The following is a 14,917-nucleotide window of genomic DNA, read 5'->3' on the forward strand; positions in this document are numbered from 1 at the left end:
GGTTCAGCAGGCGGCCATGCAGGCTCCGCAGTAGCGGTCGGCATCGCTCAAGTCCGGCTTCGGCGGCTTCGCGGCCTCATGGCGGTCGAGGCTGCGGCCGCACAGCGTGGTCGGGTCGTCGGTGCTCATCACGTGCCACAGGAGCGCGTCCCGCCCCTCCTCGCCCGCCCGGCCGAGAACCGCTTCCGCTCGCAGTTCACGCATGATGTGCTCCCTCCGCCCCGGCCGCACCGGGGCCGCTTCGCGCTCCGAGCGCCGCGGCCGACCGGCGTGCGCGGCCGCGCGGAGCCGGCGCACCCTCGCACCGGCCGACCCGGCCGGGCCCGCTTCCCTGCACCGAGCAGACCCCGGTGCGAGGAAGCCCGCCTCCCGGCGCCTCCCGAACCGCTCCGCCGCATCCGGCGTGTTGCCCTTGACGGCATACATCCCCGCAGGATGTGACGGTCAGACCCGATCCGGGCAAAGTACGGGAGCGGGCGCCCGTACGAGTGAGCGCGGCCGGACACCCGTCAACTGGGCGCTCCCGACGGCCCCTTGACGCCTGCGGTTCCGGCCGCCTTGAAGAAGGCGTTCCAGCCGCCCGGAGGCGCCTGCCCCACTTCCAGCGAGCGCAGCCGGTCGAGCACCCTGGGGTCCTGCACGTCCAGCCAGTCCACGAACTGACGGAACGACACCAGGCGTACGTCCTGCTTGCCGGCCATCCCCTTCAGCGCTTCCTCGACGGCATCCATGTAGATCCCGCCGTTCCACTCCTCGAAGTGGTTGCCGATGTAGAAGGGCGCACGGTTGGTCTCGTACGCGCGCTTGAAGCCCGCCAGGTACGAGGCGGTGGCCTGCGCCCGCCAGGCGGGATAGCGGGACGGCATGCCCTTGGTGGTGTTCTTCGACTGGTTGGCGAGGATGTTGTAGTCCATCGACAGGACGTCGAAGGAATGGCCGGGGAACGGGATGCCCTGCAGCGGAAGGTCCCATACGCCGTGGCGCTTCTCCGGCCACATCTGCCGGCCGCCGGGTGAGGAGGCGTCGTAGCGCCAGCCGCGTTCCTTCGCGGCGGGCAGCAGGTTGTCCTGGCCGAGCAGACAGGGTGTGCGGCCGCCGACGAGTTCCCTGTGGTAGTCGAACGGCAGCGGCTCCTCGTCCGTCCAGCCGGTGTTGGTGCGCCACTCGGTGACGAACGAGACCGCCTGGTCGATCTCGCTGTTCCACTGGGCCGGGGTCCAGTTGGCGACCGATCCCGAGCCGCCGCAGAAGTGGCCGTTGAAGTGCGTGCCGATCTCGTGACCCTCCGACCAGGCCTGCCTGGTGTACTTCAGCGTCTCCTTCAGGTGCGCGTCGCTGAGGTAGCCGATGTCGGAGGCGCCCACGGGGTTGTTCGGCGGCTGGTAGAGGCGCTTCTTCGACTCCGGGAGCAGATAGAGGCCGGAGAGGAAGAACGTCATCCCCGCCCCGTGGTTCCTGGCCAGTTCGAGGAAGCGCGGGAAGAGCCCGTTGCCGACCTCGCCCGCGCCGTCCCAGGAGAAGATCACGAACTGCGGCGGGGTCTCGCCGGGTTCGAGCGGAATGGGCTTGTCGGGCTGGTTCGGCTGCTTGCCCGTGTCCGCGGTCGAACCGTCACCGATCAACCTGGCCTGCGGCTTTGCGGGCTTCGCGGGGCCTTGCCCCGGGCGACTCGAACCGGCGGAGCCACCACCCCCCAGCGAGCCGCAGCCGGCCAGACCCGCCGCCGCGGCGGCCCCAAGTCCCGCGCCCAGCAATTCCCTTCGACCGATGTCCCGCATGCCAGCTCCCGTCACTCATCCCACGGACCCCAGATGTGTAGACCGGATGGTCATTAATTAACCCGATATCCCCCCATATTGAGCCGCCCGCCATACCACAAGGGGCGCGTCGTCACCACGCGTAATCACACACTCACCATGCGTCCACCGAGCCGCCGCGCGAGCACCGGGCGGTGCCGCCCCCACCCCGGCACCACCCCGCCAACTCGCGCCGGGACAAACAGCCTTCCCCCTTTCCCGTCACCTTGACGATAAAAAGCCGTGCCTCTATCGTCTGACTGACGAAAAGAGAGGGGTTCCACCATGGCCGACATCTCCCGGCGCCTGGGGCGGCGTCATCTGCGCTCCGCGCCCACCTCGTACATCCGGCACCACAGGAACGGCCGTCCGGCCCATGACGGCGTCGGGCTCAGCTTCTGGTTCCGGCCGCTCAGCGCCGCGCTGTCCGAAGTGCCGGTCAACGACCGGGAACTGGCCATGGCCTTCCACGCCCGCACCGCCGACTTCCAGGACGTCACCGTGCAGGCGACCGTGACGTACCGGATCAGCGAGCCGGGCACCGCCGCCGACCGCCTCGACTTCTCGATCGATCCGGACACCGGGATCTGGCGGGGCGACCCCCTGGAACAGCTGTCGACCCTGCTCACCGAGACCGCGCAGCAGCACGCCCTGGACGTCCTGGCACGCACCGCCCTGTCGGCCGCGCTGGCCGACGGCGTCGCCGCGGTGCGGGAGCGGATCGCGGCCGGGCTCGCGGCGGAGCCCCGGCTGCCCTCGACCGGCATCGAGGTGGTCGCGGTGCGGGTCGTCGCGATCCGCCCCGAGCCCGAGGTCGAGCGGGCACTGCGGACCCCGGCACGCGAGCGCATCCAGCAGGAGGCGGACCGGGCGACCTACGAACGACGGGCCGTGGCCGTCGAGCGGGAGCGCACCATCGCCGAGAACGAACTCGCCAGCCGCATCGAACTGGCCCGCCGCGAGGAGCAGTTGGTGGAACAGCGCGGCACCAACACCCGTCGGGAGGCCGAGGAGGCGGCCGCCGCCGACGCGGTACGCACCGAGGCGGAGGCCGCCCGTACGGTACGGCTCGCCGAGGCCGAGGCGGCAGCGGCCCGCGCCTCGGGCGAGGCCCGGGCCGGCGCCCAGGCGGCCTGGCTCCAGGTGCACGGCGCGGCGGACGCGGCGACCCTGCACGCACTGGCCGCGACCCGGCTGGCCGAGAACCTGCCCCGGATCGACAGCCTGACCCTGTCCCCCGACGTGCTGACCACGCTGCTCGACCGGCTCGGCCGGGGTGAGCGGGCGTGAGTCTGGCCCCGCGCGCCGTCCTGGTCCACCGCACCTCGGAGTACGAGGAGTTGCTGGCCCGGCACGGCACGCACGGCCAGGCCGACTTCTTCCTCTCCTCGCGCGGCCGCGACATCCGCGAGGTGGCCGAGCGCCATCACCGGGCGCTGCGCGCGCTGGCCGGCGTGGCGTCCGCGATTCCCTCCCAGTGGCGCCAGGCCCGGGTCGAGCGGGCCGACCTCGACCGTTTCCTGTTCGCGTCGGAGGATGTCGTGGTGGTGGTCGGCCAGGACGGTCTGGTCGCCAACGCGGCCAAGTACCTGTCGGGTCAGCCGGTGATCGGCATCGACCCGGAACCGGGGCGCAATCCGGGGGTGCTGGTGCGTCACCGGGCGTCCGCCGCCGCGGGGCTGCTGCCCGCCGCGGCCGGGCGCGGGTGCGCGGTCGAGGAACTCACCATGGTGGAGGCGCTCACCGACGACCGTCAGCGACTGCTCGCCCTCAACGAGATCTACCTCGGAGCGCCGGGCCACCAGACGGCCCGTTACCGCATCGGGCCCGACGACCCGGCCGCGACCACCGAGGCGCAGGCGTCCTCCGGCGTCCTGGTCGGCACCGGCACCGGGGCCACCGGCTGGCTGCGCTCACTGTGGCAGCAGCGCGCGGACGCCCCCGCGCTGCCGGCCCGGGTGGACGCGCGCCTGGTGTGGTTCGTGCGTGAGGCCTGGCCCTCTCCCGTGACCGGTACCTCGCTGGTCGAAGGGGAGTTGTCCGGCTCCCACCGGCTGCGGATCACCGTCGAGTCGGACCGGCTCGTCGCCTTCGGAGACGGTATGGAGGGCGACGCCCTCGATCTGACCTGGGGCCAGTCGGTGAGCGTCGGCGTCTCGGACACCGCGCTGCGGCTGGTGGGTTGAGGGCCGACGGCCGACGGATCGAGGGCCGCGACTCGCGGGTCGGGCGAAGACGGCCGACGGATCGAGGGGGACGCCGACTGGTGGCCGGCCGGGCGGCTGCCGCCGGGTCGCGGGACAATCGGCCGCGCGTCAGCGGGCCGTGAGCCTCGATTGTCAGTGGCGTACGGCATCGTGAACGGTGAGCCCGTACTCCGAGGGAAGGCTGCCGATGACCGCCACCGCCGTGATGACGTCCCATGAACGCTCCGCCGCCCAGGCCTATCTGCGGCTTCTGAGCACTGTGCGCGCCGCCCTCGACACCCCCGCGGACCGGCCGGGGGCTCCCGTCTCGCTGGAGGGCGTCATCGCCGAGGCGGACGAAGCGCTGGCGCGGGCCGGGCTCGCGGGCAATGAGGCCGAACTGTTCGCGCTGGTCGGCAGCCTGCACGCCGGCGGGGCGCCCGCATCGGGACAGCCCCGCCGATGAACGCGGCGCGCGCCGTGCGCCGGATCAGCGCTTGTGGCCGACGCCGCCGTACATGGCGACCTCGTCGGGCAGGGTGTCGCCCGTCTCCGGGCGCCAGCGCGAGCACGACACGACGCCGGGCTCCAGCAGGTCGAGCCCCTCGAAGAACGCGGCCACCCGCTCCGGGGTGCGCTGGGTCAGCTTCGGCGTGCCGTGCTCGTTCCAGAACGCCACCGCCGCGTCGACATCGGGCATGGCCGGGCTGGTGATCGTGTGCGAGAGCACCAGATGGCTGCCCGGCGCGAGCTCCTTCATCAGGTCGCGCACGAGGGCACGGGCCTCGGACTCGTCGGGGATGAAGATGACGACGCCGAGCAGCATGAGGGCGACCGGCCGGCTCAGGTCCAGGGTCTTGGACGCGTGCTCCAGGATGGTCGCGGTGTCCCGCAGATCCGCGTCGAGGTAGTCGGTGCGGCCCTCGGGGGTGCTGGTCAGCAGGGCGCGGGCGTGCGCCAGGACCAGCGGGTCGTTGTCGACGTAGACGATCCTGGCGTCCGGCGCGAGGCGCTGGGCGACCTCGTGGGTGTTGTCGGCGGTGGGCAGTCCGGTGCCGACGTCGAGGAACTGGCGCACCCCACGGTCGGCCACCAGATGCCGGACGGCTCTGCCGAGGAACAGCCGGTCGGCCAGGGCGTAGTCGCCGATGCCGGGATGCAGCGCGCGGATCTGGTCGCCCACCTCACGGTCGACGGGGTAGTTGTCCTTGCCGCCGAGCCAGTAGTTCCAGATGCGGGCGGTGTGCGGCTGCGCGGTGTTGATGCGTTCGCGCACATGGTCGGGCGTCGACGAGGGTGCTGGGTTCTCGGTCACGGGTGTCTCCTGGAGATGCGGCGCTGCGTCAACGGCCAATCTAGATACTCGTGTTGCGAACTGTCACAGAGAACGTGCCGTTGCGCGCGGGTGTCTCACGCCGGGTCGCGCCCGGGACGGGACTCCCGTGGGCCGGGCAGGCGCCCGAGGCGTACCGGGATTTCCTGCCAGCCACTGGCGATGAACGAGGGCACCTGCTTCAACTCGGTCGGCGCGACCGCGAGTTCGAGATCCGGGAAGCGGTCGAAGAGCGCCGGGAGCGCGGTGAGCGCCTCCATGCGGGCGAGCGGCGCGCCGATACAGCGGTGGACACCGACGCCGAAGGCGAGATGGTCGTCGGCGCCCCGGGCCGCGTCGAAGGCGTCGGCGTCGTCGCCGTAGTGCGCCGGGTCGAGACCGGCGGCGGCATAGGTGGTGACGATCGCGTCGCCCGCCAGGATGGTGACCCCGTCGACCGTGAGGTCGCTGACCGCGAAGCGCAACGGCAGGCTGGCGATCGAGGGGTGGACGCGGAGCGTCTCGTCGACGACGGCGTCCCAGCCGATCGTGCCCGAACGGACGGCGGCGAGCTGGCCGGGGTGGTCCAGGAGCGCGACGACGGCGTTGCCGATGAGGTTGACGGTGGTCTCGAACCCGGCGCCGATGACGAGGAGCAGCGTGTGGACGAGTTCGTCGGCGCCGAGCCGGTCACCGTCCTCGTTCCGCACCTTGATGAGCTCGGTCGTCAGGTCGTCACCGGGTCGCTCGGTCTTGTACGCGACGAGGGCCGGGAGGACGGTGGCGATCTGCTCCTGCACGAAGGCGCCGTGCTCGGGGCTCGGGTCGGAGGTGTCGAAGACGGCGGCGATCAGCCGGCCGATGGCCTCGGTCAAGTGACCGGGCACGCCGAAGAGTTCACAGATGAGACGCATCGGGAGCGGGTGGGCGTAGCCCGCCTTGAGGTCGACGGCCGCACCACGGGACGCGCCCTCGGCAAGGCCGTCCAACAGCTCGGCGGTGATCGCCTCGACCCGGCCGCGCATCGCCTCGGTGCGCCGGGCGGTGAAGCCGGGGGCGACGAGTTTGCGCAGCCGGGCGTGATCGGGCCCGTACGTCGACAGCATGTTGACCACCCCGACCCAGCCCAATATCCAGAGCCAGTCAGGGTGTTGGTCCAGTTCGGGCCAGAGCGACCAGTGCCGGCGCGGGTCCTTGCTGACGCGCGGATCGAGGATCAGCGCCTTGAGCGTGTCGTACCGGGTGGGGGCCCAGGCGGGGATGCCGCCCGGCAGGGTGATCGCGACGATCGGGCCCCGGGCACGCAGCCGGGCGCTTTCGGCGGCGATGTCCGCCCCGAACGGGTCGATGGGCACACGGCTCGGCACGGTCATCCGCACGGTCTCCTGACTGACGGCCTACGTCATGAACCCGCCCAGTACACACCTCCGTCGCCCGCGCCTTCGAGCCGTTGCCGGGCGCGGCGTACGCGAGTTGGCGCATCTCCGCACGCCCCGCCCGGCCCCTTCACACTCCTTCGAGGGCGTCGGCGACGGCGCCGAAGAAGGCGGCGTGCGCACGGGCGCTGCACGGGGACTCCGGATTCCAGGCGAGGACGCGGGCGTGCTCCTCAAGGGCCCGCCACGAGGCCTGGGAGCGCAGGGTGTCGAGCGGGGCCGCGTTGCACCGCACGTCGGCGAGGACGATGTCGGGCCGCAGGCCGGCCGCCGTCTCCCAGGGTGCGGTCAGCCAGTTCGCCCCCGGCCCCGCTCCCGGGTCGATCAGGTCCACCCCGTGTCCGGCGAGTCCGCGCAGTTCGGGCCAGGACCCGGGCCGGGCGATGTGGACCTGGTCGGAGTCGGCCGGCGAGAGCGCGAGGACGCGCGGGCGGGGGGTTCGTGCGGCGACCGTACGCAGCCGTTCCTCCACATCGGTGAGCGCGGCGGCGTCCTCCCGCGAAGCACCCAACGACCGGGCCAGATCGGCGAACCGGCCCCGTATGTCCGCCAGGGAGCGGGCCTGGCCCACGTCCAGGACGGCCACCGGAACCCGCTCCTCCAGATGCTTGGCCACCTCGGGATCGAGCCCGTACACCTGGCCGCCGCCATAGCTGACGGCGACGACGAGGTCCGGTCCCGTCGAGAGCAGCGCGTCCACGGAGAGGCCGCTCCCCGCCCCCAGGTAGGAGATCCCGTCCCGTGGCAGCGCGCCGATTTTGGCCGGGTCGGGTTCCGTCCCGTCGTCGTGGAAGGAGCCGAACACCGCCGCCGGGCGAACGCCCAGGTCTTCCAGGGTGGCGCCGGCCTGGATGTAGGCCACCACACGGGACGGCGGCGACGGTGCCGTCGACAGCTGCCCACGGTCGTCCGAGAATCGCCAGGCACTCTGCTCCATGACGTCATCCGCCCCCAATGCGGTCGCGTTGCCGGCTCGTGCGAAGCCCTTTCCCGGTTGCCTGCCCAACGCCCGGGATCATCACGCCAGTTCCCGGTCGCCGACCCCAACCCACCTACTGCGAACGCCAGTTGGGTGGGGGCACCGGCACTGAGTACGCCGTTTCCGTCGGAGCCCTTCGCACGGCTCCGCCCCGGCGCGCCGCCGTCCGGCGACCGGCCCGCGTCCCCCACTGCGCTGCGGGAATCCGTTCCCCACGACCCGCACCGCAAGTCCGGACGGCACCGAGCGTTTCGAGCCGTATGCCGCGCAGGGGGGCGCCGGCGGGTCGGGCACCTTCTATTCTGCGAACCCATGAACACGACGCGCCTCGCAGGTCTCGGCCTCGCCGCGGTCCTGTCATGTACCGCAGCCCTGCTGTTCTCCGTGGGCACCCCCGCCGAAGCCGACACCGCCGACCTGACGTTCAGCGCGGACAGGACCGCGGTCGCACCGGGCTCCACGGTCGAGCTGAGCATGACGCTCACCAACACCCAGTCCACCGAGATCCGGTTCGTCTACCAGTCGGTCCGCCCCACCTGGGACACCGAACGCCAGACGGACCTCACCTACTCGCTCGTCTCCTGCGAGGCGGCGGGATCGCCCTGCCAGGACACCGACCGGCTCGGCCTCGGCTACGCGGTCCCGCTGCCTCCGGGCGCGAGCCGCACGGTGACCCTGACGTACCGGGTGGCACCGGACTCCGCGTGCGGGCGGACCCTCGGCTTCGCCTCGTACCTCTACTACGAGTACGGCAGCGGCCTGTTCTCCACCAGCGACACGTACTGGAGCCCCGAGGTACGCGTCGACTGCCCGGCCGCGCATTGAGCCGTGCCCCCGCACGGCAGTGGCCCCGGCATCGGCGCCGGGGCCACGACCACTGACGCGCGCTACCGCGTGGCGCCGCGGAACCGGCGGTAGAGGACACCGCCGCCGAGGAGCAGCGCGGCGGACGCGGGGACCGCGAATCCGAGCCCGTCGGCGCCGGTGTGGGCGAGCGCCCTCCCCTGCGGCACGGGGAGCGCGGGGGCGGCCGGGGGTGCCGGGACCGGGGTCGGCTTCACGGGCGGCGGCGCGGGGGCCGGCGGCGGTGCGGGGTGGTGGCGGACCGGCGGGGTGGAGCCGTTCGTCGAGGTGTTGCCGACGGACGGGTTCAGCACACCGACGACACCGACCGAGTTCCCGGAGATGTTGACGGGGAGATCAACGGGGAGCTGGAGGCCGTTGCCCGTGAGCACGCCGGGCGAATCCTTTCCGCTTCCGGAGGCGGAGGCACCGCCGCCGTTGCCCGCACGCGAGGAGCCCGCCTTGGCGCCGTGGGGGGCGCGCGAGGCATTGGCGCAGGTGTTGCCGGCGCTGGGGTTGAGCAGTCCGAGTACGTCCACGGTGTTCCCGCACACATTGACGGGCAGATCGACCGGGAGCTGCACGGCGTTGCCCGCGAGCACCCCGGGCGCGGAGTCGGCGCTGCCGCCGGCGTTCGAGTCCGCGTAGGCGTAGCCGGTCGCGGCCAGTACGCCGCCCGTGGCCACCGCCGTGACCAGGCCCTTCATGGCGACCCGTCTCATTGGTTTCCTGCCTTCCGGAGTTCGTCACGGACTACTCGCCCGCACCGCCATCAACGGCCATGAGGCCGGATGGGTTATGCCTAATACGCCTTTCACCCCATCGAGTGGCCTGATTATCGATGTGAACCACAGCGGTCGCTTTCCTCCGGTATGAGGCGGAACAAGGGCCCGTGACAAGGCACCGCACACCCGGTCGAACGGGTCGGGGGGCGGCCCGAGAGGCGCGCGCGCCCCATGGCAAGATCCTCGAAGGCCGGTGGGGAGTCCCTGGCCGGGGCGGTCTGGGGGTCGAGGGTGCGCGGGGACACGGATGCCCGGGAGCGGACGGGCGTGGCGGAACAGGTGCCCCCGCCGGTTCCGGTGACCGTCGCCGTCCCGACGGCCGTCCCGCCTCCCCGAGCCGAGCGCAGGCTCCGGCGGTTCGCACGTTTCATCGGGTGCCAGTTGCTCCGCGAGTTCCGTGTCATCGTCGCCGAGCCGGTGCGCACACTCGTACGCCGCGGCCTGTCCGGCGTTCTCCTCGCGGTCGTCACGTCCGTCGCGGTCCTGACGCTGCACGCGGTGGACCAGTCCCCGACCGGGGCCACGCTGGTGCGGCTCACCTCGCACGTCCGGGGGGACATCCCGCTCCCGCTCGTGCTGTTGCGCACGCCGCTCTCGCTGTTCGTCCCGGCCCGTGACATGCCCGCGCTGCCCGGCATCCCGGTGCTCTTCCTCGGGATCGCGCTGGCCCAGCTGGTGCTCGGCCGCACCCGGACCGTGGTGGTGGCCTACGCCGTCTCGCTGGCGGGCACGCTCAGCGCCCGCGTCATGATCGCGGCGGGGCCCCGGTGGTGGGGGCTGCCCCCGGAGGCGGCCCAGGTGATCGACACCGGCGCGTCCGCCGCGGTGGTGGGGCTCTTCGCCCATGTCGCCACGGTGAAGCGGGCCCCGGTCCTGTTCCTGTGCGCGGTCACCCCGACCGTGCTCAGATCCATCCAGAAGCCGAACCTGGCGGGCCGCGAGCACCTGGTGGCCATCACGGTCGCCGTCCTGCTCGGTCTTATCGCCACCCGCCGCGATCCCGGGCTGCGCGATGGTCCGGGCCCGGCCTGAGCCGGGCCCCCGACCTCACTCGTCCTCGTTGCCGCCCCGCGTGACGGCCACCACGTTGGCCACATCGGCGAACCGGGCGGTGAGGACGGCCGGATCGGCGCGGCCCACCGCCGAGATCAGCACCTCCGCCGGATCGCCGGTGCCGCCCGCCCGCAGCATCTGGAGCCCGGCCACGCTGAACCCCGCGCGCTCGCACTGCTCCATGAGCTCGCGCAGCAGGCCCGGCCGCTGCTCGTACGCGATCCGGAACGTCGACGGCACCGAGCGCATCTGCGGCAGCCGGTGGACGAGGGGGCGGACCAGATAGGCGGCCACGAAGTACGCGGCGGTCGCCAGTATCGACAGCAGCGGGAGCCCGGCCGCGGCCGCGGCGCCCACGGCCGCCGTCAGCCAGATCGTCGCCGCCGTGGTGAGCCCCTGGACCGAACCCCGGTGCACGAAGATGACCCCGGCGCCGATGAAGCCGACCCCCGACACGATCTGCGCGGTCACCCGGGACGGGTCGAGCTCGATGGTCCCCGCGCTCAGCACGTCACCGAACCCGTACTTGCTGACCAGGGTGAACAGGGCCGACCCGACGCCGACCGTGGTGTACGTCCGCAGCCCCGCGGCCTTCTGGCGGATCTCCCGTTCGAGGCCGATGGCCGCGGAGAGCAGGAAGGCCAGACCGAACTCGCCCGCCTGCACCCAGCCCTGCCCACTCGGCTCAAGGACCCCGGCCGCCACCTGCACCATCCCGTGCCCCTTCCCACTCGGGCCGCGCCATCACACGAACAGGCTCTCCCTACCCATACAGCCACATTCCATGACGCCCCGCCCGGTCCCGGAGCCCCGGACCCGGTCAGCGACAGCACAGTGCCGCGTACATGTCCAGTTTGTGCTCCAGGCGCGAGAGGTCGCGGCCGGTGAGGACCTCGATCCGCTGGATGCGGTAGTGGACCGTGTTGACGTGCAGATGCAGGGAGGCGGCCGTGCGCGCCCACGACCCGTTGTGCGCGAGGAAGGACTCCAGGGTCTCCCGGAGCATCTGCGAGGAGGTGTGGGCGTCGTCGGCCAGCGGCCCGAGGACCTTGTGGTGATAGATGGTCCGCACGTCGTCGGGGATGCCGGCGAGCAGCCCCTCCAGCGTGCCGAGTTCGTCCACGGCGGCCACACCGGCCCCCTCGGGCTCCCGCGTACGGGCCGCGGCCAGCGCGTAACGGGCTCCGGTCAGGCTGGAGTTGAGCCGGTCGGGGGTGTCGACCTGGGCGCCGACGCCGACATGGAGCGGGACGAGAGGCTCGCAGGCCTGCACCACGCGCCACAACTCCCTGAGTTCCAGGGCCACTTCGGACCCGCCCTGCACCACGGCCAGCACCTCTCCGTGGGGGAGGCGGCCGAGCGCGAAGGGCCGGTCGGGGGTGTGGCGGAGGGCTTCGGCCAGGGCGTCGGCCGCGGCTGCCTGGTCGCCGTCGGCCCGGGCGGCGGCGCCGATCACGTGGAACGGGCCGTCGGAGGAAAGCCCGCAGGCGGTCAGGGCGCCGCTCAGCGCGGGCAGGTCGGTGGCCGGTGCGTCGACGAGCCGGATCAGCTCGCCGGCCCGCCGCCGGATCTCGTTGCGCGCGCGGTCCCGGCCATAGCGGTGGTCGGCGAGCACGTCCGCCGTCTCGTGCAGCAGACGCGGCGGCACGGCAGCCGCGTCCGCGAGGTGCAGATGCCAGCTGTCGTACGGCGAGCTGTCCGTGTCGATCAGCAGCGTGAGACCGTCGGGCGCGCGACGCAGCAGGTCGCGGCCGCGCTGGGCGGGGATCTCCGGGGCCCCGGGGGTACGGGCCACGGTGCGTCCGGTGGGGGTCAGGACGTAACAGTCCGGCGTTCCGACGTGGGCGAGGGCCCGGTCGAGCAGGACGTCCGGCTCGGCCCCGGCCCGTACGAGGTCGCTGAGCTCGCTGCGGACGTTGTCGGGCAGGGCGTGGCGGTGCGAGGTGGGCCGCCGGCTGAGGTCGCCCCACTGACGCAGATAGACCGCCTCGGTGATGGCACGGAAATTGGTGCGCGACGGCACGGCGAGCAGGGCGATGCCGTTCTCGCGGCAGGACCGGGTCAGTTCCTCGGGCACGCTGCCGTGCGTCTCCTCGCCGGCCAGGAGCGCGGCCGCTCCGGCGGTCACGAGCGCGGAGACGAAGCGGCTGATCGTCTCGGACCCCTTCTCCGGGGCCCACCACACGAGACCGCTCAGCACGACCTCGCCCGGCCGCAGGAAACGAGTCGGGTCCTCCAGGTCAGTGGCGGTCACCCCGGTGATCTCCCGGAGGAGCTGCTGCTCCTCGCCCCAGAGCAGTTCCAGATCCAGGGATTCGAGACGCAGGAGGTCTTCGACGTGCATGAGTGGCTCCTTGGTGCGGGTGCCGGTTCGTAGGAACCAGATCCGCATTCACCAGGTGAATGCGAGTTTCTGCATCGTAGATGCAAGGAGAGAGGGCCGAAACACCTCTTGGTTGATCCTCCAGAGCGGGCTCGCTCCTCTGGTGGTTTTCCGTGTGCCGCTCCAGTCGCGCCCGGCGCCGGTGGCCTGCTTCACTCAGGAGGCCGCCCCACGCCACCGGCGGCCCCATCTCCCGCACACCTGACGGGAGTCGGGGCGAGCCGCTTTCCGTGCCGGCGGCTTCCGGCCCCTGCCGTGCGGGAATCTCGGCGAGAGGGGGCGCCGGGGCCCGGCGCCCCGACGGCTACGCCGTCACTCGCCGCGGGGGCGGTCAGGCGCGGGGCACTGACGGGGGGCATGGTGCGGCCACTCCCCCATCAGTGCTGCGCTTCCGCCCCCGCATCCATACGGTTTCGCGCGGCCCTACGCGGCCTTACGCGGACGTCACAGCCCCGAGCCCCCGCTCACGCTGATCCACTGCCCGGTGATCCAGCGCGCTTCCTCGGACACGAGGAAGGCGACCGCGTCCGCGATGTCGGCCGGGCGTCCCATCCGGTTGAAGACGGAGTACGCGGCCAGCCCCGCCGCCGCCTCGGGCGACTGGCGCAGCGCGGCGTTCATGTCCGTCTCGACGAAGCCGGGGGCAACGGTGTTGACGGTGATGCCGCGACTGCCGACGTGCTTGGCGAGCGCGAGCGTGAAGACGTCGACCGCGCCCTTGGACATCGAGTACGCGATGGACTCGGGGAAGGCGGTCCGGGTCACCGCCGAGGAGACGTTCACGATCCGGCCGCCCTCGCGCATCCGCTCCAGGCCGTACTTGGTGAGGAAGAACGGGCCCCGCGCGTTCACCGTGAACATCTCGTCGAAGTGCTCCTCGGTGGCCGCCTCGATGTCGCCGAGCGGACCTATCGCGGCATTGTTGACGAGAATGTCCAGGCCGGGCCCGACGCCGAGCTCCACGAGCGCGGCGTCGAACTCCCGGTAGAGCACGCGGGCGGCGTCGGGTCGGCGCAGATCCGCGCCGACCGCGAAGGCGGTGCCCCCGGCCTCCCGGATCTCGTCCACAACGCCCAGGGCGGCGCCCTCGTTGCCCCCGTAGTGGACCGCGACGGTGGCCCCGTCGGCGGCCAGGCGCTGAGCCACTCCTCGGCCGATGCCGCGGCTCGCGCCGGTGACCAGCGCGGTCCTGCCCTTCAACGCACCCATGACGGTCCGTCCCCCCTCGCGTCGCACCGACGCGTACCGATACGCGCTGTCAGGCACAGCGCGTACTGCTTCATCGAACTCTTCCGCCCCTGCGGAAGATCCCTTGTGCGAGCGTCAGCCGCCCGCACTCCTGGCCTCGACGGCGGCCCTGTACTCGGCGTAGAGGCGGGCGCCGCGCTCCGGCGAGGTGTCGAGCCGGCCCAGGACCCCGGGCACCGCGATGCTGGGCAGCACCAGGTCGTAGAGCAGGGAGACCCGCTCCTCCAGGTCGGACATCCGAGTGCTGGCCTGGGACATGAGCTGGGTGCCGGTGAACGCCGCGACCATCGTCTGGGCGGTCCGCTCCGGGTCCACGTACGGCAGCACCTCGCCCTGCTCCTTCGCGGCGGTCAGCTGCTGCGCCGTCAGCTTCACCCAGTCCTGCCAGGGCTGGCCGAAGAACCGCTGGGCGCTCTGGTCGGCCGCGATGCGAGCGGCACCGCGCAACAGGGGCTCGCGCGGGAGCCGATGGGCGAGGAGGAGCCCCATGTCGATGAACGACTGGACCTTGACCGGCTGCTCCGGCGGCGGCTCGGTCACCGCGTGCTCCAGCACGCCGCGCGCCAGGTCCTCCTTGGAGGTGAAGTGGAAGTACAGGGCCCCCTTGGTCACCTGGGCCCTGTCGAGGATCTGCATGATGGTGGCCGACTCGTAGCCGTGCTCCGCGAAGACCGTGGCAGCGGCTTCGAGTACCGCGTTGCGCGTCCGGATCGCACGTTCCTGACGGGCCATACAGGGTCTCCTGAGGGTCGCGGGGCAACGGACCGGGTCCCCCAAAAACCGGATGGTCCGTATTGTAGGACACTCTGCGCGCCGCGTGCCAGGGGTGATTTGCTGGCCACCCATCGGGCCGATCGCCGACGACCGGCACCCGACGACGGCCGCAAAGCGGCAGG

General features: G+C 72.3%; 15 protein-coding genes. 5 read left to right on the plus strand and 10 right to left on the minus strand.

The window, feature by feature from the left end; translation table 11 throughout:
• Positions 1–3 precede the first annotated feature (3 nt).
• Together IE267_RS36210 and IE267_RS36215 are read right to left on the minus strand one after the other, a co-directional pair.
• Complete coding sequence (locus tag IE267_RS36210) at positions 4–204, minus strand: hypothetical protein (protein ID WP_167152069.1); 201 nt, start codon at positions 202–204, stop codon at positions 4–6.
• A 305-nt stretch (positions 205–509) separates the two neighbouring features.
• A complete protein-coding gene (locus tag IE267_RS36215) occupies positions 510–1,778 on the minus strand; it encodes a polysaccharide deacetylase family protein (RefSeq protein WP_189766131.1) in 1,269 nt (422 codons plus the stop codon).
• 303 nt (positions 1,779–2,081) lie between these two features.
• Here IE267_RS36215 and IE267_RS36220 point away from each other — a divergent pair, with 303 nt between their 5' ends.
• The 3 genes from IE267_RS36220 (at position 2,082) to IE267_RS36230 (ending at position 4,448) form a co-directional block, all read left to right on the plus strand.
• The gene (locus IE267_RS36220; RefSeq protein ID WP_189766132.1) at positions 2,082–3,086 is read left to right on the plus strand and encodes an SPFH domain-containing protein; all 1,005 of its coding nucleotides are present in this window, start codon (positions 2,082–2,084) and stop codon (positions 3,084–3,086) included.
• Positions 3,083–3,982 (plus strand): hypothetical protein, encoded by a 900-nt coding sequence (locus IE267_RS36225; RefSeq protein WP_167152075.1) that lies wholly within the window; start codon positions 3,083–3,085, stop codon positions 3,980–3,982. The genes IE267_RS36220 and IE267_RS36225 overlap by 4 nt, the downstream gene beginning before the upstream one ends.
• A 208-nt stretch (positions 3,983–4,190) precedes the next feature.
• The gene (locus IE267_RS36230; protein WP_189766133.1) at positions 4,191–4,448 is read left to right on the plus strand and encodes a hypothetical protein; all 258 of its coding nucleotides are present in this window, start codon (positions 4,191–4,193) and stop codon (positions 4,446–4,448) included.
• A gap of 24 nt (positions 4,449–4,472) precedes the next feature.
• Here IE267_RS36230 and IE267_RS36235 read toward each other — a convergent pair whose 3' ends face one another.
• The 3 genes from IE267_RS36235 to IE267_RS36245 all read right to left on the minus strand — a co-directional run bounded on the left by IE267_RS36235 (position 4,473) and on the right by IE267_RS36245 (position 7,667).
• Positions 4,473–5,297, minus strand: coding sequence for an SAM-dependent methyltransferase (locus IE267_RS36235; protein ID WP_167152080.1), 825 nt, complete (start codon positions 5,295–5,297; stop codon positions 4,473–4,475).
• Between the two features lie 95 nt (positions 5,298–5,392).
• Positions 5,393–6,667 (minus strand): cytochrome P450 family protein, encoded by a 1,275-nt coding sequence (locus IE267_RS36240; protein ID WP_189766134.1) that lies wholly within the window; start codon positions 6,665–6,667, stop codon positions 5,393–5,395.
• 133 nt (positions 6,668–6,800) lie between these two features.
• Positions 6,801–7,667, minus strand: a complete 867-nt coding sequence (locus IE267_RS36245) for an ABC transporter substrate-binding protein (RefSeq protein WP_189766135.1) — start codon at positions 7,665–7,667, stop codon at positions 6,801–6,803.
• 354 nt (positions 7,668–8,021) lie between these two features.
• Between IE267_RS36245 and IE267_RS36250 the strand changes: the two genes are divergently transcribed.
• Positions 8,022–8,534 (plus strand): COG1361 family protein, encoded by a 513-nt coding sequence (locus IE267_RS36250; protein WP_167152086.1) that lies wholly within the window; start codon positions 8,022–8,024, stop codon positions 8,532–8,534.
• A gap of 62 nt (positions 8,535–8,596) precedes the next feature.
• On the opposite strand, the gene IE267_RS36255 is transcribed toward IE267_RS36250, so the two are convergent.
• A complete protein-coding gene (locus IE267_RS36255; protein WP_189766136.1) occupies positions 8,597–9,274 on the minus strand; it encodes a chaplin in 678 nt (225 codons plus the stop codon).
• Positions 9,275–9,508: 234 nt separating this feature from the next.
• Here IE267_RS36255 and IE267_RS36260 point away from each other — a divergent pair, with 234 nt between their 5' ends.
• The gene (locus IE267_RS36260; protein ID WP_189766137.1) at positions 9,509–10,369 is read left to right on the plus strand and encodes a hypothetical protein; all 861 of its coding nucleotides are present in this window, start codon (positions 9,509–9,511) and stop codon (positions 10,367–10,369) included.
• 15 nt (positions 10,370–10,384) lie between these two features.
• On the opposite strand, the gene IE267_RS36265 is transcribed toward IE267_RS36260, so the two are convergent.
• The 4 genes from IE267_RS36265 to IE267_RS36280 form a co-directional block, all read right to left on the minus strand.
• On the minus strand, positions 10,385–11,095 hold the full coding sequence (locus IE267_RS36265; RefSeq protein WP_205380400.1) for an MgtC/SapB family protein: 711 nt from the start codon (positions 11,093–11,095) through the stop codon (positions 10,385–10,387).
• 115 nt (positions 11,096–11,210) lie between these two features.
• Positions 11,211–12,734: a PucR family transcriptional regulator gene (locus tag IE267_RS36270; protein WP_189766138.1), complete on the minus strand. Its 1,524-nt coding sequence runs from the start codon at positions 12,732–12,734 to the stop codon at positions 11,211–11,213.
• Between the two features lie 483 nt (positions 12,735–13,217).
• Positions 13,218–13,982 (minus strand): SDR family oxidoreductase, encoded by a 765-nt coding sequence (locus tag IE267_RS36275; protein WP_167152094.1) that lies wholly within the window; start codon positions 13,980–13,982, stop codon positions 13,218–13,220.
• Positions 13,983–14,096: 114 nt separating this feature from the next.
• Positions 14,097–14,753, minus strand: a complete 657-nt coding sequence (locus tag IE267_RS36280) for a ScbR family autoregulator-binding transcription factor (protein WP_167152097.1) — start codon at positions 14,751–14,753, stop codon at positions 14,097–14,099.
• Positions 14,754–14,917 lie beyond the last annotated feature (164 nt).

Source organism: Streptomyces xanthochromogenes (assembly GCF_014650455.1).
In the GTDB taxonomy this organism is placed as follows: Bacteria; Actinomycetota; Actinomycetes; order Streptomycetales; family Streptomycetaceae; genus Streptomyces; species Streptomyces xanthochromogenes.